The sequence below is a fragment of the Microcoleus sp. SVA1B4 genome (genome assembly GCF_036700545.1).
In the GTDB taxonomy this organism is placed as follows: Bacteria; Cyanobacteriota; Cyanobacteriia; order Cyanobacteriales; family Microcoleaceae; genus Microcoleus.
This window is the reverse complement of sequence record NZ_JAUBPB010000067.1, coordinates 1-21,015: the sequence shown is the minus strand read 5'-3', so window position 1 is coordinate 21,015 and position 21,015 is coordinate 1. Positions and strand designations below refer to the sequence as shown.

Here is a 21,015-nt window from a genome sequence, read left to right as displayed (position 1 = left end):
ATGAAATTATTGTGAGACGGTTGTCCCGCCTGCCAAAAAGTATAATTTATGACAAATAACCCAGAAAAAATTACCATTAGAAATAAAGTTTTCGAGTGGGGAAAACGCACTTATTTAATGGGCGTTTTGAACGTAACCCCTGACAGTTTTAGTGACGGCGGAGATTTCAATACCATAGAATCTGCTTTGGCGCAAGCGGAAAACATGGTAAAATGTGGAGTTGATATTATTGATATTGGCGGTCAATCTACTCGGCCCGGTGCAGTGGAAATATCATTAGGAGATGAGATCGATCGCGTTATACCTGTAGTACAAATACTGCGACAAAAAGCCGATATTTTTGGCTCAGTTCCTATTTCGGTAGATACTACCAGAGCGCAGGTTGCAAAAGCTGCGGTTGAGGCGGGAGCGGATATAATTAACGATATTTCGGGAGCTACTTTTGATTCAGAAATGCTGTCAACGGTTGCTCAGTTAAAAGTGCCAATAATTTTGATGCACATTCGGGGTACTCCCCAGACGATGCAACAACTGACAGATTATCGGGATTTAATGGGGGAAATTGGGGAATTTTTCGAGAGTCGAATTGCGGCAGCAGTTGCGGCGGGGATTGACAAATCTCAAATAATTCTCGACCCTGGTATTGGCTTTGCCAAGACTTACAGTCAAAACTTAGAAATTCTGCGAGATTTGCGAAAATTCCGTGTTTTAAACTGTCCGATTTTAGTCGGAGTATCGCGAAAAAGCTTCATCGGTCACATTTTGAATCAGCCAGAAGCCAAACAAAGAGTTTGGGGGACAGCGGCGGCTTGTACAGGTGCGATCGCAAATTTGGCAGATATCTTGCGAGTTCACGATGTCAGAGAAATGCACGATGTTTGTCTGGTTGCCGACGCTATCTTCAGAAATCAGTCTTGAGAAGTGGGAGTATCAATAACTTTCATTTCCCCGCCCTCAGAATGAATCACATCGGGCATAGAACCCATCAGCTCGCCCAAAGCTTCCGTCATGCTCCTGGGGTCCATAAACAGAATTTTGGCATTGTCGCTTTCGCCCAATTTTTGTTGAGCATCCAAGTATTTTTCTGTTACTAAGTAATTCAAAACTTGCTTGCTATTGGGATGGGAGTCTAAAGCTTCAACTAAGAGCCTCATATACTCCTTAGTGCCGATCGCCTTATTGACCATTGCTTGCCACTCGCTCTTAGTGGCGCGCTCCAATTCCATAGCTTCTTGCACCCTTTTCGGAGGTGTAATGCTTTGAATTTCTACGCGAATTACTTTGACGCCCCAAGGTTGAGTAGCTTCGTCTAACTTCTTGAGTAACTTTTTATTCATGTCATCTCGGGAACCCAAGATGTCTTGCATTGGCAATCGACCAATTTCAGCGCGAAACGTGGTTAAAACTAAGTTGGCGATCGCATTTTCAATTTGATCGATTCCATAATAAGCTTTCTCTAAAGTCACAACCCGCCAATACACCACGGCATCGACTTCGAGAGCCACATTATCTCCCGTGATTGCTGACTGAGGTTTAATATCTAAAACTCTTTCACGGGTTGTGTCCACGCAGACGACTTTTTCGACCAGGGGACTGATAAAGTGGAATCCTGGCTTGAGGGTGCGCTTGTATTGACCCAAACGTTCCACTAAAGCTTCGTCGCCACCGCTGACTATTTTGACGCTTGAGTTAACAGCGTAGCCGAGGATGAGCGCAAAGAGCATGGTAAGAATAGACTGCCCCATTTCTATTTTCCTGCTAAGGTTGACTGAGAATCGATCGAAATTCTACTCTAATTTAACTCAAACTCGGCCCCGCAGTGCTAAAATATCTCGACTGTTAATAACTAACTATTTCATCGGGTGGGCCCCATCGGCTCCGACTCTTACGGCCCTAGTGAAACCCAGGATATCAACAACACGTTTCGACAAAAGACATGAAAAACGATCGAGAGTTTCCCTGGTTAAAACCTTTGAGGTGGATTGCCCCAAGCATTTTGGTGGGTGCAGGAATCTGGAGTGTCGCAGTGGCCGAACCGGCCGGGGCTGAGACAATCGCCCTGCAACTCTCGCAAAACTTGCAGTCGCAGAACTTGCAGCCCCCGCGCCGAGGCCCTGCTGTTCGGGAAGTTATGTCCTACGAGATGAAGGGAGACGAACTCAGGATTTGCAAGCAGGAAGGCAACTCCGAGAAAAAGTGCCAAGTTGTAGGTAAAGGCTACACCGTGGGTTTGAGAACTGCCAACGACCTTTACGGTCAAGGAAACGCTGTCAATGCCGAAGCTTTGTACCGACAACTAATCGCTCGCTATCCCAAAGAAGCGGATGCTTATTACAAGTTGGGAACTATGCTGTCGGGGCAAGGTAAAATGAGCGAGGCGATCGTTCTATTCCAAAAAGCAATTGAAGTCAACCCGAAGCACGCCAAAGCTCACAACGATTTAGGCGTGGCGATGGCAAGTCAGGGGCAGTTGCCCGAGGCAATTGTTCAGTGGAGACAAGCCGTTAAAATTAACGATCGATATCCCGATGCTTTAAACAATTTAGGAGTCGGTTTGTACCAGCAAGGAGACAAGGAAAACCAAGCGGAGGCGGTAGCCAGCCTCAAAAAAGCTAAGGAGTTATTTATCAAGCAAGGTAGAACTCAAGCTGCTAACAGAGTAGAGAAAATCTTGGAGGAAATTAATTCGCGATCCAGCGAATCCTAAACTCAACCGCCGATCGCCGATTGAAAGAAAAAACATCTTGGGCGATCGGCGTGAATCAGCGTTCAGCGGCGGTTAAACACCCCCAAAAACGAGAATCTAAAGCATTTCCTTCAAAACTTGTATAATCAAATCCCCATCCACCCGATCGCTCACAGCAGCCTCACCCAAGCGCACCGGCAGCACAAACCGCACCTTGCCATCCTGCACCTTCTTGTCCAGTTGCAAAGTATGCAAAATTTCCTCAACATCCACACCCGCCGGCAATTTGGCAGGTAAACCCGCTTTTTCAATTAAAGCAGACTGGCGGCGATCGCACTCAGCATCCCACATTCCCAACTCCACAGCCAATCGGCTTGACGCAGCCATGCCGATAGCCACTCCTTCCCCGTGATTGATCACCTTGTAATTGGTCAAACTTTCCACAGCATGACCAATGGTGTGCCCGTAATTCAAAATCGCCCGCAAACCCGATTCCTTCTCATCTTTGCTAACCACCTCAGCCTTAGCTTGGCAAGACCTGCTCAAAATTTCAGCCAACAAATCCGCCTTCACATAGCGCATTTGATCCAAACGCTTGCAATTCTCCAACTTCCCGAAAAGTTCAGCATCCCAAATCACCCCGTACTTGATGACTTCCGCCATCGCCGAACGAAACTCCCTCGCCGGCAGAGTTTTGAGTACATCCGGGTCAATCAAAACCAAACGTGGCTGGTGAAAAGCCCCGATTAAATTCTTCCCTAAAGGATGATTTACCCCCGTTTTGCCGCCAATAGAAGCATCAACCATCGCCAGCAGCGAAGTCGGAACCTGCACGACATTAATTCCCCGCAGCCAAGTCGCGGCCGCAAAACCCGTCATATCGCCAACCACCCCGCCGCCCAAAGCCACCATTGTCGAGGAACGTTCTAAACGGTTTGCCAAAGCCGCACCGTAAATCTTCTGCACCGAATTTAAAGTTTTGTACTGTTCTCCCGGTGGTAAAATGCAGCTACTGACTTCCAAACCGGCTGATTCGAGGGCTGCGGTTGCTCTTTCGCCGTACTGCCGAAAAATCGACTGATTCGACACCAGCAGAACTTTTTTGCCCAAACTTAGATCGCCCATCAGACTGCCGAGTTGGTCTAAACCGCCCGATCGCACGCAAACATTGTAAGATTGTGGCCCCAAGTCAACTTTAATTATGGATTGCATATTTATCTAATTTAGATATTAGATTTTAGATTATCAGAAAATTGGGTTGAAAACCCCGTCACTTCGACGGATTAATGTCGATATAGTGTCGCTCTAGTATGGCATACTAGAAATAGCACAGGCTGAAAAACCGCTATCACAAGACAATATAAATCTGGGGTGTCCCCACTTGACAGGATAGGAAGTAGTAATGCGTAGTGGATGGCGATAACCACGATAAACAGAGCTAGGGTAGCCAATGAGCACCCGTTAAAGGGCAAAATCAAATACTTGATATTCAAGTTGTACCGTAGGGCATACGGAAACAAGGGGAGCAATCCTCTAAAGCTTGCGGAGATAAGCCCGCTGGGACTCCTCTAAATTAGACTCGAAACTTAGTTCTATTGACCGGGTTTTTGGTTTAAGTAGTGCCGAAAGGATAGAGAGTTTTAAGGTGTATCAGTGAACCAAGAATCCCCACCCATTAAGGCTGGGGAGTGTCAAATGTCTTTTTATTGATTGTTGTGGAGAAATTGCAATGACTCTTAGCGGAGCAATAACTTATTTTGGGATTTTTGGCGGCATGATTGGCTTGGCGACAGTGCTGATGTTTGGTCTGCGGGCTGTCAAACTCATCTAATTTGCTACTTTAGATACTGTTACCAGAGGTTTAAAACCTCTGGTAACAGTATCGTTTGGGCGAAGTATTTGCGCGAAAAATCTCTAGTTTTATCTGTAGATCGATCTGGCAAGTGCTTGATTTCATAAAACTTTTGGGTTGAACGATCGTGCTTATTCTAATTGACGAGCATCTTCAGCAGGTGGATGCCAACCACCTTCTACCCAAAACCTGCGCGATCGCCGAATCGAATCCTCTTGATCATAACGTTCATCATTAAGGTCAAGCCGATTGCAAGTTGCTCGACCTATGGGAGTTTTAGGGACAATATTTAGACCATCTGCAGTCCAGATAAAATGTTCTGACCACTGCTGCTGACGAGGATTAAATAATAAACATTCTTGCTGAGTTTCCTGGTCAATTCCGTTGGTAAAATTGTAGTGGCGTTCGTTGGAGCGACGGCAAGCTAATGCTAAATTTTCACTGTCATCAGATCCGCCGATAGATTTGGGCATGAGATGATCTATGGTAAAGCGCTCTGGGCTTAGATATTCGGGAGAGTGGCAGTATTCGCAGAGATATCTAGCTCGTTGTCGTATAAATTGTCGAGTGCGATCGGACACCATTTAGCTTGAGTGGAAAGTTGGGCGTTAATCAAGGTAAAAATTCGGGAGAGTTCCATGATGCCAGCTAATTCTGGAATTTCATCGACAGCTAACAAATCTAGTCTTTTTCTCTCTAGCAGTTCTTCCATGCGAGATTGGAGATCGTCGGTAAATCTGAATAAGTAAATATTCCCAAATTCTACCATTTTGATGCCTTGGGGCATCAAAGAAGAAGGTTTTACCATTAATTGAGTATTCATAGGGATCGAAGCTCTCAGATACTCTTGAAATATTGTAGCTTATCCGTTGTTAAGTGGATTTAATGAAGGAGCGATCGCACTTGTTATAAAATTCGATCGCTCCTGATTAATTAAAACATTCAATCTCATTGAGTCGATCGCACTTGTGGCAATTTCTCAGCCCCTGTCGTATCAAAAACGATCGCGTGTTTAGTAGTCGGCAACAACCGCCGTAAAATCTGTATGTATCCCTCCGCATCGCCCCGGCGGTGGAACCGAGCAACCACCAATCGCTGCATATTTGGTAATTGCCACACGATACACCAGGGATGAGTGTTTAATTTGGGCCTTGATGTTGGTATCATAGAATCATCTTTCCCCGCGTTTGCGGGGTTTGGTAGAGAATGCGATCGCCCTTAAGTTTTCGAGGCTAGGAGGGCGATCGTTTTCAGTGTACATAGATATCATATGTTGCATACGCATCAATGTCAAGTTAAAACATGGGATACGTTAGACTGCGGATTCGAGAACTAGCTGAGCAAAAGGGTTGGACACTAAAGCAAGTTGCCGATCGATCCGGAGTTAATTACAACACTGTCAGAAGCTACGTTCAGCGCGATGCTTTAAACACAGTCGATCTTTCTGCTGTCTACAAAATTGCCCGTGCTTTCGACGTGACGATGGAAGATTTGGTTGAGGTTTTGGAAGATTGAGGGCGCACCAATGAGGCGAGTTCGACTAAAGATTCGAGAGTTGTCAGAAGAAAAGACATTGATTTTGCAGTATAATGCAGTAGAGTTTTGCGCGTGACAAGCACAGTGAAGTCCGGTAAAAAAACATGGTTCATTCCATTGCAACACATTCACTAGAAGAGTTTCTCGCTCAACCAAATATTGAGTCTTCGCCCGCATGGGAATTGATTGCAGGGCGGGCAGTTCAAAAAACTATGCCAACTCTGTTTCACTCGCGACTGCAAAACAACTTGGTTAACTATATAAACGATCGTACCGATAGATTTGAAGCAGTCCCAGAATTGCGCTGCTTGGTACCTCCCCATTCACCAGTGCCAGATATCGCGATCGTAGCGTGCGATCGGCTTCCTGATGAAGACGGGCCGTTTGATGGAGCGCCAGATTGGTTGATTGAAATTCGATCGCCAAATCAAAGCACTTTAGATTTGCAGAATAAGATTCTCCTTTGCCTTAGCAATGGAACGCAATTAGCATGGTTAATAGATTTATCTCGCCAACAAGTTTGGGTATGGCAGGGCGATAACCTACCCCTAGTTTGTTCGGGAGCAGACATTTTACCAACTTTAAGTATTGTACCCGAGCTTACTGTTGATGCTGTGATGGCAATGACGCGGCGACCATAGGGGGTTTTTAACACTCAAACTCTGAATAATTGTCGCAGAATTTCGTCTGATGCGCCCTTTCCCCTAAAATAACTTCTACTCCCCCAATCCAAAATCTAAAATCTAAAATCGAAAATCGATATGTCTCATTCCACAGATATCGTCACCCTCGCCCGCTGGATGGCCGCCGATTTCAGCAACCAAGCCCAAGCCTTTGAAAACCCGCCCTTCTTCGCCCACATCCGCGTCTGCATGAGGCCTTTGCCGATCGAAGTTCTGGATGGGATCAGCTTGTATCTAGAACAAGCCTACGATATTGAACTGAATGTACCGTACCGAGTCCGAGTTGTGAAATTAGTCCCGGTGGGCGATCGAATCGACATCGAAAATTATGCCATAGAAAACGAAGAACAATTCTACGGCGCTGCCCGCGACCCGCAACGGCTGCAAGAAATCAAAAAAGAACAACTGACTCTACTTCCCGGCTGCACCTTTATTACGCAGTGGACGGGCAACAGCTTCAAAGGGTCTGTCGAACCCGGAAAAGGCTGCATGGTGGTCAGAAAGGGCAAAAAAACCTATCTAGACAGCGAATTCGAGATTGACCAAGACAAATTTATTAGCCACGATCGCGGGCGCGACCCAGAAACCGACGCCCACGTCTGGGGAGCCCAGGCTGGCCCCTTTGAATTCACCCGCCGGGCCAGTTTCGCCGACGAAATTCCGGGTTAATCCAAAAAAACAGAGTCCTTCCTGGGCGAACACGCGCTTATTAAAGGTTCAGAATGCACCAATACCTGGTACATTAACCCAGTATTGGCAAGCAAGATTCACCGTTGATTTATGAAAGTCCTGGTTATTGGTGGCGATGGCTATTGCGGTTGGGCAACCGCACTCTACCTTTCTAACAAAGGTTACGAAGTTGGCATCCTCGACAGCTTCGTGAGGCGGCACTGGGATCTGGAACTGTGCAGCGACACCCTCACTCCCATCGCACCGATTCAGCAAAGACTCCAGCGATGGCAAGATTTAACGGGCAAGTCGATCGACTTGTTCGTCGGTGACATCACCAACTACGATTTTCTCAGCAAAAGCATGAGAAAATTTGCACCAGAGGCGATCGTCCATTTTGGCGAACAGCGTTCGGCACCTTTCTCAATGATCGATCGCGAACACGCAGTCCTCACCCAAGTCAATAACGTCGTCGGGACACTCAACCTGCTGTACGCCATCCGCGAAGACTTCCCCGATTGTCACCTAGTGAAATTAGGGACAATGGGCGAATACGGCACGCCGAATATTGACATTGAAGAAGGCTACATCACGATCGAACACAACGGTCGCAAGGATACACTACCCTATCCCAAACAACCAGGCAGTTTCTACCACCTGTCAAAAGTCCACGACTCCCACAACATCCATTTTGCTTGCAAAATCTGGGGTTTAAGAGCCACCGACTTAAATCAGGGCGTAGTCTACGGCGTGCTCACAGATGAAACCGGCATGGACGAACTGTTGATCAACCGTTTGGACTACGACGGAGTATTCGGGACAGCATTGAACAGATTTTGCATCCAAGCTGCGATCGGTCATCCTTTGACCGTTTACGGCAGTGGCGGACAAACCCGCAGCTTCTTAGACATTCGGGATACCGTGCGGTGCGTGGAATTGGCTCTAGCCAACCCCGCCGAAGCCGGACAATTCCGCGTCTTCAACCAATTCACCGAACAATTCAGCGTCGGCGATTTAGCCTCCTTGGTGCAAAAAGCAGGCATGGCAATGGGATTAAAAGTAGAAATCAACAACATCGAAAATCCCAGAGTCGAGAAAGAAGAACATTATTTCAATGCCAAAAACACCAATTTGCTAGACCTCGGTTTGCAACCGCACTATCTCTCAGATTCCCTGCTCGATTCTCTGCTGAATTTTGCTACAAAATATCAGCACCGTGTCGATAAAAATCAGATTTTGCCGAAGGTTTCTTGGAAGTAAGTTCTGGCCTCTATCTGCGGGGAAAGAGCTTTTTAACGAACCGCGAAGGCGCGAAGGGCGCGAAGTAAGAGAAAAGAAGGGAAGAGAGGAGAAGGGTTCGCAAGTTCTGAAGGGAGTTTGCTGTATATTACGATAATCTATCTTTTTTATCTCTTTCTCTGTGTCCTCTGTGTCCTCTGCGGTTAATTAAAAAATTCCATTAGGTTTTTACTGCTGGCTTTTTGGGAATAAATGCTGTCTGTAGAAATTCGCACGATTATTCTGTTGCTTTTTGTTGTCCTGCCGGGATTTTCAGCGAGTGCAGTTCGTTCTTATTATTTAATACCGGAATGGGCGGCACTAACGGCGAGTAATCAAAATCACCGCCGAGTTAGAGAATCGCCGGCTGCTGGGGAAAGGGAAATATTAATTGCTAAAACTGCACAGGAAATTCACAGAATTAATTGCTTTGCCGAAGGTGTGGGATTGCTTTGAGGTGGGATAATTGGATCGAGCGGAATTCACGGAATTTGTATGTTGCCCCCAGAAAAATCTCGATCGTAATTAGTGGCAATGAATCTGCGAACCGAACCATACTTAAACCAGGCAAGTAAATGGCCGAAAACAGGTCGTCACATTCTGGCACAATTTGACGAAAATACCGTTGTAGTGTACCAAGCTTACCGTCCGGCGATCGGTCTTTTTGCAGCGGAACAAGGTTATTTCGGTGGGGAATTTAGTCTGAATCGCATGAGTTGGATTAAGCCCAATTTTCTATGGATGATGTATCGATCGGAATGGGGAACAAAACCCGGACAAGAAGTAATTCTGGCTATTTGGCTGAAGCGATCGGCTTTTGATGAAATTTTAGCATCCGCTGTCTATTCTAAGTTCGTTCCAGCCGTGTATGGCAGCGAAAAATTATGGCAACAAGCTGTTAAAAATTCGGCTGTACGGCTGCAATGGGACCCGGATTATCACCCAAGTGGAGCAAAACTGGAACGGCGGGCAATTCAACTGGGTTTGCGCGGCAGTGTTTTAGCCAGTTACGCGCGAGAATGGATTGTTAACATCGAGGATATTTCAGAATTCGTGCAGCAACAGCATCAATATAAAGGAGGCTATAGCTCGCAATTACTTACCCCCTGCGAGACATTGTATCCTGTTACCGACCCTGACATCTCCCAGAAACTACGATTATCGGTTTCCTAAACAATTTACTATGAAAATTGCTCTGTTCACTGAAACATTTCTGCCAAAAATAGATGGCATTGTGACGCGCCTGATTCACACTGTAGATCACTTGCAGCGCGCGGGCGAACAAGTTCTGATATTTTCTCCAGATTACGGGATTAAAGAATACAAAGGCGCCCGAGTTTACGGTGTGGAGGGCTTGCCTTTGCCGATGTACCCGGAATTGAAAATGGCACTTCCTTCTCCGGCTGTCGGTCGCCAATTAGAGCAGTTTAAACCGGATATTATTCATGTTGTCAATCCCGCTATTTTGGGATTGGGCGGTATATATTACGGGAAAAAGTTCAACATTCCAATTTTGGCTTCTTACCACACGCATTTGCCGAAATATTTGCACCATTACGGTTTTGGAGTCCTCGAACCTTTATTGTGGGAATTGCTCAAAGGTGCTCACAACCAAGCAGAACTGAATTTGTGTACTTCTACAGCAATGGTGGAAGAATTGAGAACCCACGGCATTGAGCGGGTAGATTTATGGCAGCGGGGCGTAGATACTGAAATGTTTGTCCCGGAATTGGCAAGTCGAGAAATGCGATCGCGCCTTTCTGAAAATAACCCAGACAGTCCCCTGCTGCTGTACGTCGGCCGCCTCGGTGCAGAAAAAGAAATCGAACGCATCAAACCAGTCCTCGCAGCAATTCCCGACGCCCGCCTCGCCTTAGTGGGAGACGGCCCGCATCGGCAAACCCTGGAACAATATTTTGCCGGTACACCCACCAATTTTGTCGGCTACCTCAAGGGGCAAGAACTCGCAACAGCTTACGCATCGGCCGACGCCTTCATTTTTCCCTCCCGCACCGAAACTCTGGGCTTAGTGCTCCTAGAAGCAATGGCTGCGGGGACGCCCGTAGTGGCGGCGCGCAGCGGCGGAATTCCCGATATTGTCACCGACGGTGTTAACGGATATTTATTTGACCCCGCCGATGAAGAAGGAGCACTCGCGGCCACCAAGCGTCTGTTTGCCAATCCCGAAGAACGGGAAACCTTGCGCCATAACGCTCGCCGAGAAGCTGAACGCTGGGGTTGGGCCGCGGCCGCCGCACAACTCCAGCGATACTATCAATCAGTGGTGTTTGCCCAGTCCATGCCCAGAGCTGCCTAAATGTCAGCATCTGTACCAGCTTTAAACCTCACCGACAGTTTAGCTTCGCTGTTCGATCGTCAGTTGGTAATGAGGATGGATGTTTTCAAAGACCGATCGAACTTTTTTGCTGCATAAATTACCGTCGCTATCCTGCTGTTGCGTTTACCATTAAACTATGAGTAAGCTCTGTAGGAATGCCTTGCGCGCTGCTTTCATAGCGCCCTTTACCTGACCGGATACGGTCGCCGAGTGCGCTAAAACAGTAACACCGCGCGCTGGGGCCGAGCACAGAACGTCAAATCTACATTGCACTGTCGATCGAACTAAAGCCTGTCACCTAATTTTCAGGCCTTCTGTTTTGCGAACTCCAGTTCAGCTTGAATTGACGAACCCTCATCAGTATCGAGGTTGGAAAAAAGATCGATCGAGCATACATAACAAGCAAACTGAAGTTGCGTGCGCCACTTTTGAACTCACGATTCATCAAAGCGACAAGCGAGTGCCGATGCGCTTGCAAACAAATTCAAGAGTTTGCACCGCCGCCGAATCTCGCGCAGATCGACCTGCGGTCAGTCTACCCCTCTGAGCAAGCAGTTAATCATGACATTCTCCAATACTGGTAGCGTTCTGGCTACACTGACTCAAGTCAATTTTATGGGGGCATTGACCTCCCGTGTTAAGAGCCTGCCAGTTCCTGAATTAGTGTGCCTGCTGGACTTTATCACGGCTGAATTTCAGCAATTTATCCGGGCGATGGACCTGATTAACAATGAAGCACTCGAAAGTCTCTTAGAGCAACTTTTAGATGCCTTCACTGTGAAAATTGGTCAAATTTTGCAAGCAGACCGGACAACAATTTTTTTGGTTGACTCCAACAAAAATCAACTGTGGCACAAAACAGTCGATCCACTTACGGGCGAAGATGTAGAAGTGCGATTGCCGATGGATGCAGGCATTTTAGGCTACGTAGCAACAACCGGAAAATCGATCAATGTCGCCGAAGCTCGATCGCACGAGTATTTTAATACCGAAGTAGACGAACCACCGGGCTACCACATCGAGACCATCCTCTGTATGCCGATTTTTAGCAGCAAGAGCCAACATGAACCCGTAGCGGTGGTCAGACTGTTAAATAAAGCTGGCGATGCCCCCTTTAGCGAGGAAGACGAACAGCAGTTCCAGGCTTTTGCAGATTCGATCGGGATTATTCTCGAAAGCTGTCAGTCTTTCTACGTCGTCGCCCGCAACCAGCGAGGGGTTGCCGCACTGTTGAGAGCCACCACTACTTTGGGTCAAAGTCTTGACTTGGAAACAACTTTGCGCTCTGTCATGGATCAAGCTCGCGACTTGATGCAGGCCGATCGCAGCACGCTATTTTTGTTAAATCGGGAAACCAACGAACTTTGGACAAAAGTCGCCAAGGCTGACGGCAAAACGATGGTTGATCTCCGCATTCCTGCTAATAAGGGAATTGCTGGCTACGTGGCTTCGACCGGTCAACCTCTAAATATTACAGATGCTTACGACGATCCCCGCTTTGACCCCTCTACAGACGGGCAAACGGGATACCGCACTCGGACTGTCTTGTGTATGCCGGTGCATAACGCTAAAGGTGAGCTGATCGGGGTGACTCAGCTAATTAATAAGAACCAAGGTAGTTTCACCCCTTCCGACGAAGAGTTTTTGCGAGCGTTTAATTCCCAAGCGGGAATGGCGCTGCAAAATTCTCAACTGTTTCAAAACGTGATGGTGGAAAAGCAGTATCAAAAAGATATGCTGCAAAGTCTTTCAGATGCAGTAATTTCCACCGATTTACAGGGGCGAGTTGTAACTATCAACGAAGCAGCCCTAGAATTGTTGGGCTGTCCGGTAAATCAAGCTAAAAGCAAACACAATCCCCAGATTTGGGAAGATAAACTGGTGAATCGCTATGTTTGGGAAGTTGTGCCGATCGAAAATTTGCAATTTCGACTCGAAGACAGTCTCAACCATGCTGCCAGACATTACGTTCCCGAACAAAGTTTAACGGTGGGACTGTTGGTAGAAAAAACGCTAAATTCCCAACAAAAAGAAGAAGAAGAACAAGAAGAAAGTTATATTTTGGCCGTGCCCGATCGCACTGACCCTAATTTATATTACGCTTGGGGCGAAAACAGCGCGTGGACTGAGGAAGTAGCGCTGGCAGAATTAGCTAATGCCCAATCTCTATTTGCGCTGCGAAATTCTGCCCTGTATCACCCTTATTGTCCGCTGCCCATCCCCGCCTCTCGAATTAAACTAATTGAACGTAGTTTGAATTTGACTGTCAACCCGCTGATCAATCCAGAGGGCGGCGTGCGCGGCGGTTTAGTGGTACTCGAAGACATCAGCCACGAAAAGCGGATGAAAAATACGATGTACCGCTACCTGACTCCTGGAGTCGTAGATAAAGTGATGGCCTTGGGTGAAGGCGCCCTGATGGTGGGCGAACGCAAAGAAGTGACTATTTTATTTTCCGACATTCGTGGCTACACCACGCTGACCGAAAATTTGGGAGCCTCCGATGTGGTATCCCTGCTGAACCAATATTTTGAGACGATGGTGGAGGCCGTTTTCCACTACGAAGGCACTTTAGACAAGTTTATCGGCGATGCTTTAATGGCCGTGTTCGGCGCGCCCCTGCCGCTGAATCCCCCGGAAAGCCACGGTTGGATGGCGGTGCAGTCGGCTTTAGATATGCGCCGGCGTTTGAAAGAGTTTAATGATTCTCGCCCCGGCGAAGATCCATTTCGCTTCGGAATTGGAATTAGTTCCGGAGAGGTGGTTTCGGGAAATATTGGTTCCCAAAAGCGCATGGATTACACGGTAATTGGGGATGCGGTGAATTTGAGTTCGCGATTGGAACAGCTTACAAAGGAGTACGGATGCGATATAATTTTGAGCGAATTTACATACAGTTTGTGTCGAGAAGGAATTTGGGTGCGAGAGTTAGACAAGGTGCGAGTTAAGGGCAAAAATCAGCCAGTGGGTATTTACGAGTTGCTGCAAAATAGTTCTGAACCCATGGATGGGGAAACCCTTCGGTTTTTGGAACTTTATAGTAACGGTAGGGATGCTTATATTGCTAGAAATTTTCAGAAAGCTATTAGTTATTTTGAAGCGGCTTTAGCAATGCGACCCAGCGATCGACCTGTGGAAGTTCACCTCGACCGATCCCTGAGCTATTTGGAAGTACCCCCGCCCGATGATTGGGACGGTGTGCATACGATGACAACTAAGTAGTAGATTATATTACATCCGACTGATAAAAAGTAAAAAGATTTGATAAAGTTGTGAGATATTCCTTATGACAGAGTTAACAAGTGTAAAAATGTGAAATCATAGGTTGGATACCATATTAAAGTTGAAAAAATATTTCCAGGCTAGCAATTAAATGAGTTATTTATCTGTTCCCAATGCCACAAAAGCCGATCGGATTCTGGTTGTAGATGACGCACCAGATAATGTTTTGTTGGTGCAGACAATCCTGGAAGAAGAAGGTTACGAAATTAGCACGGCAGAAAACGGCTTTTCGGCCTTGAGTCAAATTGACAAGTCACCCCCGGATTTGGTACTGCTAGACGTGATGATGCCGGGAATGGATGGTTACGAAGTCACTAAACGAATCCGAGAAAATAAGGAATTGCCCTTTATGCCGATTTTGCTGATCACTGCTCACGACAGTGCCAGCGTAGTGCAGGGATTGGACATGGGAGCAGACGATTTCATCCGCAAACCAGTGGAAATGGATGAACTGCTGGCGAGGGTTCGATCGCTCCTGCGGCTAAAACACAGCGTAGACGAGCGCAATTCGATCGCCCTCCAGCGCGAAGATTTTGTCTCCCGACTCGCTCACGACTTGCGAACACCCCTGGTAGCAGCCGATCGAATGCTAACTTTAATGCAGCAGGGAGCTTTGGGAGAAATTTCCCTTCCCATGCGCGAGGCTTTCGGGACGATGGTTCGCAGCAACAAAAACCTGATCGCGATGGTAAATATGTTGCTGGAAGTATATCGCTACGAAGCAGGCCGCAAATCCCTAAGTTTCGCGGCCGTGGACTTGCGCCAGCTTATTACTGAGGTAGCTGAAGAACTAGCTCCCCTAGCGGATGCTAAAGGTTTGTCGGTAAATTTAGACTTGACAGAAAGTGCAGAAAGTGCACCGATTGCGAAGTATCCGGGCGATCGTCTGGAGCTACACCGTTTGCTGACAAATTTAATCGGAAATGCAATTAAATTCACCGACAACGGCTCAATAGATGTCAGCTTAAAAGCTGCTAATTCCCCTGCTTATACTAGCTTCAAAAACCAACCGCTGGCATGGGTAATTATAGACATCAAAGACACCGGTGCCGGCATTTCTCCCACCGAACAAGCAAAGTTATTTGAAAGGTTTAGCTCGGGAACTCATAAGAAGTCCAGTACAGGTTTGGGACTACACCTCTGCCGCCAAATAGTCGAAGCTCACCGCGGGACGATCGAGGTAAAATCAGAGTTGGGCCAAGGCAGTTTGTTTACTATTCGCTTGCCTTGTTAGAGCGGTATAATTAACTCTAAGTTTGGGGTGCGAAAAGCGAACATTAGTACAGATAAACTGTAATTGTAGGTTGCAAAGTGTGTAGCTAATCGAATTATGGTTAATTTACCAGATGTCATATAATTACTTGGCAACCGAATTGATGGCAATATGTCTAACTGTCCAGTGTGCGGTGCTGAATACATAGAAGAAAAAGCAGAGTTTTGCTCGATTTGCGGCTGGGATTTGACTCCCTACCCGCAACGTGCTAAGCCTTCCAAAACTTATTTAAAAAAAGAACAAGTTAGATTGCAGTGGGCCAAACAAATGTGGGAATTGGCCCGCAATCAACAAAATTGGTTAGCTAAATTTGATGAGTTGCAGGGGGAAGTGCAGCAAGGTGCGATCGCCCGCACATACATTCAATCTCAGTTAGAAGGGGTTCTGTACCGCCTCGAGCAACTAAACCCCGAATTGATTGTCAGCACTCTACTGCGACTAGAAGACAAAATCGGCGCCATACCTGACTCAACTGCGGCTATCTCGGAAGTGGGGATGGACTACCGCCAACTGACAAAGCTATTAGAAACTGGAAAATGGCGCAAAGCTGATGAACACACTTGGGAAATCTTGCTGCAAATCGCTGTCAGAGAAGACGAAGGCTGGCTGAGTGCAGCCGATATTGACAGTTTTCCTCCTACAGACCTTCGCACGATCGACCAACTTTGGCAACAATACAGCAGCGGGCGGTTCGGGTTGAGCGTGCAGCAGCAGATTTGGGAAAGTACCGGGGCAAATTATACTGAATTTTGCGATCGAGTCGGCTGGCGAGTCAAGGAAAATTGGAAATATTACAGTGAGCTCTCCTTCAACGAAGATGCTCCCCCCGGACATCTCCCCGTCACCGCATGGAGACAGCGCGCCTGTTACGGTGCTGGTAAACTCACCGCAGCAGAAAACTTGGCCCGCATCGCTGCGAAACTGCCAACTGGCGATCGCTAATCATCCAAAATAAAAAATTCAAAATCGACATTAACTGCTATAATCAAAACGGTTTAGCAACTGGGGCTGTGGCTCAGATGGATAGAGCAAGCGCCTCCTGAAGAATCGGGCACCCTGCGAGGAAACTCTAGGAGTGAATGTGGTCAAATTTGGTGAAACCTAAAGAGTTTATGGGTTCCTATGACTCTAAGGCAATACCAAGCCAAGCCTGAGTTCAGGGCGATTAAACAATCGCCTATATGGAAATCAGGAAGGTTTAGAGACTAGACGGTCACCACCTAAAAGCTGCAAGCATATGGTGAAGGTATAGTCCAGAGAGTGGGGAAACTCACACAAATCTGAAGCGCTAGGTCGCCGGTTCGAACCCGGCCAGTCCCGTTAAAAATCAAGAAAAATTAACAGCAGGAGGGGAAAGCTTAAGTTTTGCCCCTCTTTTTTGCATATCCGCTAAGGAATTGGCTCCCAGATTTTATACCAACCGCCAAGGCGATTGGTATAAAATCTGAAAGCTAAAATCTAAAATCCCCCATTGAAGCCGCACCACAAGCGTAGAGTCAATCTAAAATCTAAAATCTAAAATCTAAAATCTAAAATCTAAAATCCTATGATCCGCCGACCCTTTTTTAATTTTTAATTTTTAATTCCTGTTAGTGGGCTATAGGTGCGGTATTTTTTGTTATGGTTCCTTTGTCAGTTACATAAAATTTTTATAGGTTTAGATGTGGTTAAGAATCAATTCAAACACGCAGCGTTACAAGCGTTTGAACACTTCACGCAGTTTTTGGTTCCTAGTAGGACTTTTGATGGCGTGTTGGTTGGGCTATCAGCAGGTTAAGAGCGAATTTCAGAGACCCCAAGCTTTGTTAGTTCTAGGTGGGGCTACTGAGCGAGAGGTGTTTGCCGCCAAATTTGCTCAGGATCACCCTGAATTGCCAATTTGGGTGTCGTCTGGGAGCAATCCTGAGTTCGCGGAATGGGTATTTTCAGAAGCGGGAATTGAGTCCGATCGCCTGCACTTAGACTACAGAGCGGTGGATACGGTAACAAATTTTACCACCCTGGTAGATGAATTGAAAGCTAGAGGGATTGAGAGCGTGTATCTGATCACTTCTGACGATCATATGCGGCGAGCTCAGATTATCGGCGAAATCGTACTCGGTAGTCGAGGCATTACCTTTAAGCCTGTGGCAGTTCCGTCTGGGCGAACCCCCGAACCGATGCAAAAAGCTGTTCGCGACGGCGCTAGGGCTATTCTTTGGCTGACAACCGGTTATACGGGTGCTAACTTCAGCCCAGCCAGAATGGAATAAACAAAGGAAAGCATTGAGCAAGTTTTAAATTTTTTCCATTCCCTCTGGTTTTAAAACTTGTCTCCTCTAGCGATTTAACGAAACGCGAAGACACTGATGACAAATGCGTAAAAGAAGAGAAGAGAAGAGAAGAGAAGGAGTAGTTTAAAATTAATAGATGAAATTCAAAAGCTAAAGTTAATGACCGAGCAAATTCTGCCGCAAGTTCTGGATAAAATTTTGAGTGACAGCAAAACGCCGGATGCTGTTTTTTCGGCTTTGGTGCCGGCTTTAGGCGAGGTGTTAAATTGCGATCGGGTCTTTCTCTACCTCCGCAATCCTGAAACGCAAAGAGGCAGAGTACCTTACTGCTGGCGTCGCAACTCGAACTTTCCAGAGATTGGCGACGCGGAATGGAAAAAAGAACCCGAATCTTTAGGGGAAGAAGACCCTTTGTTTGCAGCAGCTTTGCGAACTGAACCGTCGATTTTTGTTGAGGATGTTGAAACAGCGAATCCTGAAGTTGTCAACAAAGATTTTGAAGCCAAAGAGTTCGGACATCGAGCTTTGATCCACGCTCACCTTTGTGCTGACGGCTTATTGTGGGGGGTTTTGCAGCCTTGTATGTTCGATCGCCCCAGAGTTTGGACTGACTTCGATCGCCAAGTTATCGCAACAGTTACAGAAAAAATTTCCCCTTTAGCTGTCGCTTATGTCAGAGGCATCGTACAAGCGCAATAAAATAGGTTTGTAACGAGGAGTCTTCGTTCTCACTACAAACCTGTAACGATGTTTTTTATCTATCAAACCAGCTTTCTTCGTAAGTTATACAAAACATCCTCCAAGCAAATCAGCGCCCCAAATCGTGCATCGCATTGATCTCGATCGCACATCTTTGAGTCAACGCTTGCAACTCCTCGCGATCCGAGGAACCGGGCGCTTCAATTAGCTTGCCAATTCGCACCGTCAGCGGCACCGGACGCGGCATTCCCGAACCTTTCGACGAAATCGCGTGAGTTCCCCACAAACTAACAGGTAAGAGCGGCGCTTTTGCCTTAGCAGCTATCAGCGCCGCACCTAATTTCGGTTCAGTAATTCTGCCGTCTGGCGTGCGAGTTCCCTGCAAAAATACACCCGTCGCCCATCCATTTTCCAAAGAGTTGATAGCGGATCGAATTGCACTGCGATCGGCACTTTCCCGCTTGACTGGATAAGCACCGTAAAGCGTAATTGCCTGCTTCAAAATAGGAACTTTAAATAACTCTTCCTTTGCCATAAATGCGACCGGTCGCCTCATGCAATTAGACAAAATCGGCGGGTCAAAATCGCTGGCGTGATTGCTGACTACCACCAGCGGCCCTTCTGTCGGAACATTTTCTGCACCGTAGATGCGGCCCCGAAAGTACAGGTGCAGCATCGGGCTGACAATTGACCATTTGAATAAATAGTAGAGAAGTAAACTTTCGACTGGTTCGCGACTTTTGCTCACAGAAAACCTTAGATTTTAAATTACATCGAATATTAGCCTATCAGTTCAGGAATCAAAAAAGTAGCACTACACGGATTTTGACACGGATACACGGATAGGTCGAGCGATCGGACTGTTTAGCTAATTGGCTAAGTTGACTATGGAATGAGAATTAAATAACTTAGAATTTTGATGGTTCTTGTGGGATGGGCGTCCCGCCCGTCCAGAAAGGGCGGGCTATAAGAGCCCAACCCACTTTCAAGAGTGTAAATTATTTAATTCGCGATCCTATCATCAGTGTATCCGTGTTTATGCGTGTCGTGCTGTTAGATGGTTTGGCGGTTGAAACCGCTTTGCAAGCTTGTGTAGCGCCCGAATTTATTCGGGCGAATTCTTTGCAAAGGCTCAATTTCCGGCCAGCATAGCTTTCTGTCCTTCCGAAGAAATTGCGTAGCCCAAGAAATCCTTAACTGCTTGGCTGGGAGGATTTTTGTAGGCGTAGTACAACGGCCGCTTGTAAGGATAGTTACCCGCATCCGGCGTCGCACCGTTGACGGGAACAACGCGCACTGTTCTCTGATTGGCTACTTGAGCGAAAGTCGCATAGCCAATACCGTTATTGCCTAAAGCTTGCAGCAGAGGAGTTGTTGCATCTCGATCGAGCGTACTAATATTTGCCGTCGTACCAAACTCGCCACCTCCGAGCACTTGTTCTTTAAACGTTTGGTGAGTGCCGCTAACTGCGGGTCGATTTATCACTTTAATCGAGCCTGCAGGGCCGCCGACTTTCGACCAGTCTTGAGCATTTCCCTTGAAAATATCTTGAACTTGAGCCGAGGTTAAACCTCCTTTGAAGGGGTTGTTAATGCCGACTACAAGGGCGATCGTATCTAGAGCAACAGGCACCGCTGCCAAACCCTGACCTTGTTCTTGAGCCGTCAAAGGCTGCGATACCGCAGCAATATCGGCTGTTCCTGCGAGCAAATCTTGAATTCCCTTTGCAGAACCGTTAGCTTTGGAATCAACTCTAGTGCCAGGAAACTTCGCTTGAAAGCCATTCTTAAGGTTGAGGTTGATTGTCACCATACTGGTAGAACCTTGAATCCTGACAGTCGTGCCCGCAGGTACGGAAGCTGGAAGTGCAAAGGAACTAGCTGCAACAGGCGAAGCACCGCCGACTACTGGCGCGACGGGAAGTGGGACGACATCGCCTGCGGGTGTGGGAGTGGGGGGATTGTTACTAACATCTTGCGACGCTGGTTTGTTGAGAAAAAAGAACCAGCCACCACCGGCTAGCAAGAGAAATAACAGGATAAAAACTATGGGGGGAGGCCCGCTCTTAGCCATAAAATTGTCCTTAGCTGGGAAGTTCTTTGTTGTTGGAGTCGTCTAACATTTGTAGCCTGCGATTAACTTCATCGTCTAAGGTCATATTTTCTAATTCTGCCTGAAGTCTTTCTTGGGGGTTCTCAGATATTTCTGCTAAAGCTTGCTGTTTGAGGTTGCGGCCGTGGACGGCGTTTTTGGCTTGCTCAAATTGCGATCGAGCTGAATCGATACTGAGGTCGTTGTTGACTTTGGATATGGCTCAGAGGGCTTCGTTAATCTCGGCCATATCTTTCATATTTTGCATATCGGTTTTTTGACACTCCCTTGCCTAAAGGCGCAGGGATTCTTGGATCATCCAGTCGAACTTATCTCTGTTTGGCTACCATCAGC

General features: G+C 46.9%; 22 protein-coding genes. 15 read left to right on the top strand and 7 right to left on the bottom strand.

Going from position 1 to position 21,015, the window contains the following annotated elements; genetic code table 11:
• Positions 1-48 precede the first annotated feature (48 nt).
• Positions 49-918 (top strand): dihydropteroate synthase, encoded by an 870-nt coding sequence (gene folP / locus QT987_RS24005; RefSeq protein WP_333245241.1) that lies wholly within the window; start codon positions 49-51, stop codon positions 916-918.
• On the opposite strand, the gene QT987_RS24000 is transcribed toward folP, so the two are convergent.
• Positions 909-1,745, bottom strand: coding sequence for a stomatin-like protein (locus tag QT987_RS24000; protein WP_333057376.1), 837 nt, complete (start codon positions 1,743-1,745; stop codon positions 909-911). The genes folP and QT987_RS24000 overlap by 10 nt on opposite strands.
• Positions 1,746-1,936: 191 nt before the next feature.
• Here QT987_RS24000 and QT987_RS23995 point away from each other — a divergent pair, with 191 nt between their 5' ends.
• Positions 1,937-2,707 carry a tetratricopeptide repeat protein gene (locus tag QT987_RS23995; RefSeq protein ID WP_333057377.1) on the top strand — a complete coding sequence of 257 codons (771 nt, stop codon included), beginning with the start codon at positions 1,937-1,939 and terminating at the stop codon, positions 2,705-2,707.
• Positions 2,708-2,803: 96 nt separating this feature from the next.
• Here the strand turns inward: QT987_RS23995 and aroB are convergent, their stop codons facing one another.
• On the bottom strand, positions 2,804-3,898 hold the full coding sequence (aroB, locus tag QT987_RS23990; protein ID WP_333245238.1) for a 3-dehydroquinate synthase: 1,095 nt from the start codon (positions 3,896-3,898) through the stop codon (positions 2,804-2,806).
• A gap of 517 nt (positions 3,899-4,415) precedes the next feature.
• Between aroB and petL the strand changes: the two genes are divergently transcribed.
• Complete coding sequence (gene petL, locus QT987_RS23985) at positions 4,416-4,517, top strand: cytochrome b6-f complex subunit PetL (RefSeq protein ID WP_006633742.1); 102 nt, start codon at positions 4,416-4,418, stop codon at positions 4,515-4,517.
• Positions 4,518-4,669: 152 nt separating this feature from the next.
• On the opposite strand, the gene QT987_RS23980 is transcribed toward petL, so the two are convergent.
• From QT987_RS23980 to QT987_RS23970, 3 genes are all read right to left on the bottom strand, one after another.
• Positions 4,670-5,011 carry an HNH endonuclease gene (locus tag QT987_RS23980; RefSeq protein ID WP_333245235.1) on the bottom strand — a complete coding sequence of 114 codons (342 nt, stop codon included), beginning with the start codon at positions 5,009-5,011 and terminating at the stop codon, positions 4,670-4,672.
• A gap of 29 nt (positions 5,012-5,040) precedes the next feature.
• Complete coding sequence (locus tag QT987_RS23975) at positions 5,041-5,361, bottom strand: hypothetical protein (RefSeq protein WP_333245232.1); 321 nt, start codon at positions 5,359-5,361, stop codon at positions 5,041-5,043.
• A 125-nt stretch (positions 5,362-5,486) separates the two neighbouring features.
• Positions 5,487-5,705, bottom strand: a complete 219-nt coding sequence (locus QT987_RS23970) for a hypothetical protein (RefSeq protein WP_333245230.1) — start codon at positions 5,703-5,705, stop codon at positions 5,487-5,489.
• Between the two features lie 135 nt (positions 5,706-5,840).
• Here QT987_RS23970 and QT987_RS23965 point away from each other — a divergent pair, with 135 nt between their 5' ends.
• The 12 genes from QT987_RS23965 to QT987_RS23910 all read left to right on the top strand — a co-directional run bounded on the left by QT987_RS23965 (position 5,841) and on the right by QT987_RS23910 (position 18,569).
• Positions 5,841-6,053 (top strand): helix-turn-helix transcriptional regulator, encoded by a 213-nt coding sequence (locus QT987_RS23965; RefSeq protein WP_333245227.1) that lies wholly within the window; start codon positions 5,841-5,843, stop codon positions 6,051-6,053.
• A gap of 125 nt (positions 6,054-6,178) precedes the next feature.
• Positions 6,179-6,715, top strand: a complete 537-nt coding sequence (locus QT987_RS23960; protein ID WP_333245224.1) for a Uma2 family endonuclease — start codon at positions 6,179-6,181, stop codon at positions 6,713-6,715.
• Between the two features lie 120 nt (positions 6,716-6,835).
• Positions 6,836-7,426, top strand: a complete 591-nt coding sequence (locus QT987_RS23955; protein ID WP_333245221.1) for a chromophore lyase CpcT/CpeT — start codon at positions 6,836-6,838, stop codon at positions 7,424-7,426.
• 111 nt (positions 7,427-7,537) lie between these two features.
• Complete coding sequence (locus QT987_RS23950) at positions 7,538-8,686, top strand: NAD-dependent epimerase/dehydratase family protein (protein ID WP_333057384.1); 1,149 nt, start codon at positions 7,538-7,540, stop codon at positions 8,684-8,686.
• 231 nt (positions 8,687-8,917) lie between these two features.
• Complete coding sequence (locus tag QT987_RS23945; RefSeq protein WP_333245218.1) at positions 8,918-9,160, top strand: hypothetical protein; 243 nt, start codon at positions 8,918-8,920, stop codon at positions 9,158-9,160.
• A gap of 78 nt (positions 9,161-9,238) precedes the next feature.
• Complete coding sequence (locus tag QT987_RS23940) at positions 9,239-9,877, top strand: DUF4291 domain-containing protein (RefSeq protein ID WP_333245215.1); 639 nt, start codon at positions 9,239-9,241, stop codon at positions 9,875-9,877.
• Between the two features lie 10 nt (positions 9,878-9,887).
• Positions 9,888-11,021 carry a glycosyltransferase gene (locus tag QT987_RS23935; RefSeq protein ID WP_333245213.1) on the top strand — a complete coding sequence of 378 codons (1,134 nt, stop codon included), beginning with the start codon at positions 9,888-9,890 and terminating at the stop codon, positions 11,019-11,021.
• Positions 11,022-11,603: 582 nt separating this feature from the next.
• The gene (locus tag QT987_RS23930; RefSeq protein ID WP_333245210.1) at positions 11,604-14,264 is read left to right on the top strand and encodes a GAF domain-containing protein; all 2,661 of its coding nucleotides are present in this window, start codon (positions 11,604-11,606) and stop codon (positions 14,262-14,264) included.
• A 151-nt stretch (positions 14,265-14,415) separates the two neighbouring features.
• Entirely contained in the window at positions 14,416-15,558 is a 1,143-nt protein-coding gene (locus QT987_RS23925) for a hybrid sensor histidine kinase/response regulator (RefSeq protein WP_333245208.1), read from the top strand.
• 150 nt (positions 15,559-15,708) lie between these two features.
• Positions 15,709-16,539 carry a GUN4 domain-containing protein gene (locus tag QT987_RS23920; protein ID WP_333245205.1) on the top strand — a complete coding sequence of 277 codons (831 nt, stop codon included), beginning with the start codon at positions 15,709-15,711 and terminating at the stop codon, positions 16,537-16,539.
• Positions 16,540-17,258: 719 nt separating this feature from the next.
• Positions 17,259-17,849 (top strand): YdcF family protein, encoded by a 591-nt coding sequence (locus tag QT987_RS23915; RefSeq protein WP_333057390.1) that lies wholly within the window; start codon positions 17,259-17,261, stop codon positions 17,847-17,849.
• 180 nt (positions 17,850-18,029) lie between these two features.
• Complete coding sequence (locus QT987_RS23910) at positions 18,030-18,569, top strand: GAF domain-containing protein (RefSeq protein WP_333245202.1); 540 nt, start codon at positions 18,030-18,032, stop codon at positions 18,567-18,569.
• A 109-nt stretch (positions 18,570-18,678) separates the two neighbouring features.
• Here QT987_RS23910 and QT987_RS23905 read toward each other — a convergent pair whose 3' ends face one another.
• Both QT987_RS23905 and QT987_RS23900 read right to left on the bottom strand, forming a co-directional pair.
• Complete coding sequence (locus QT987_RS23905) at positions 18,679-19,317, bottom strand: lysophospholipid acyltransferase family protein (protein WP_333245199.1); 639 nt, start codon at positions 19,315-19,317, stop codon at positions 18,679-18,681.
• Between the two features lie 384 nt (positions 19,318-19,701).
• On the bottom strand, positions 19,702-20,643 hold the full coding sequence (locus tag QT987_RS23900; protein ID WP_333245196.1) for a phosphate ABC transporter substrate-binding protein: 942 nt from the start codon (positions 20,641-20,643) through the stop codon (positions 19,702-19,704).
• Positions 20,644-21,015: the final 372 nt, after the last annotated feature.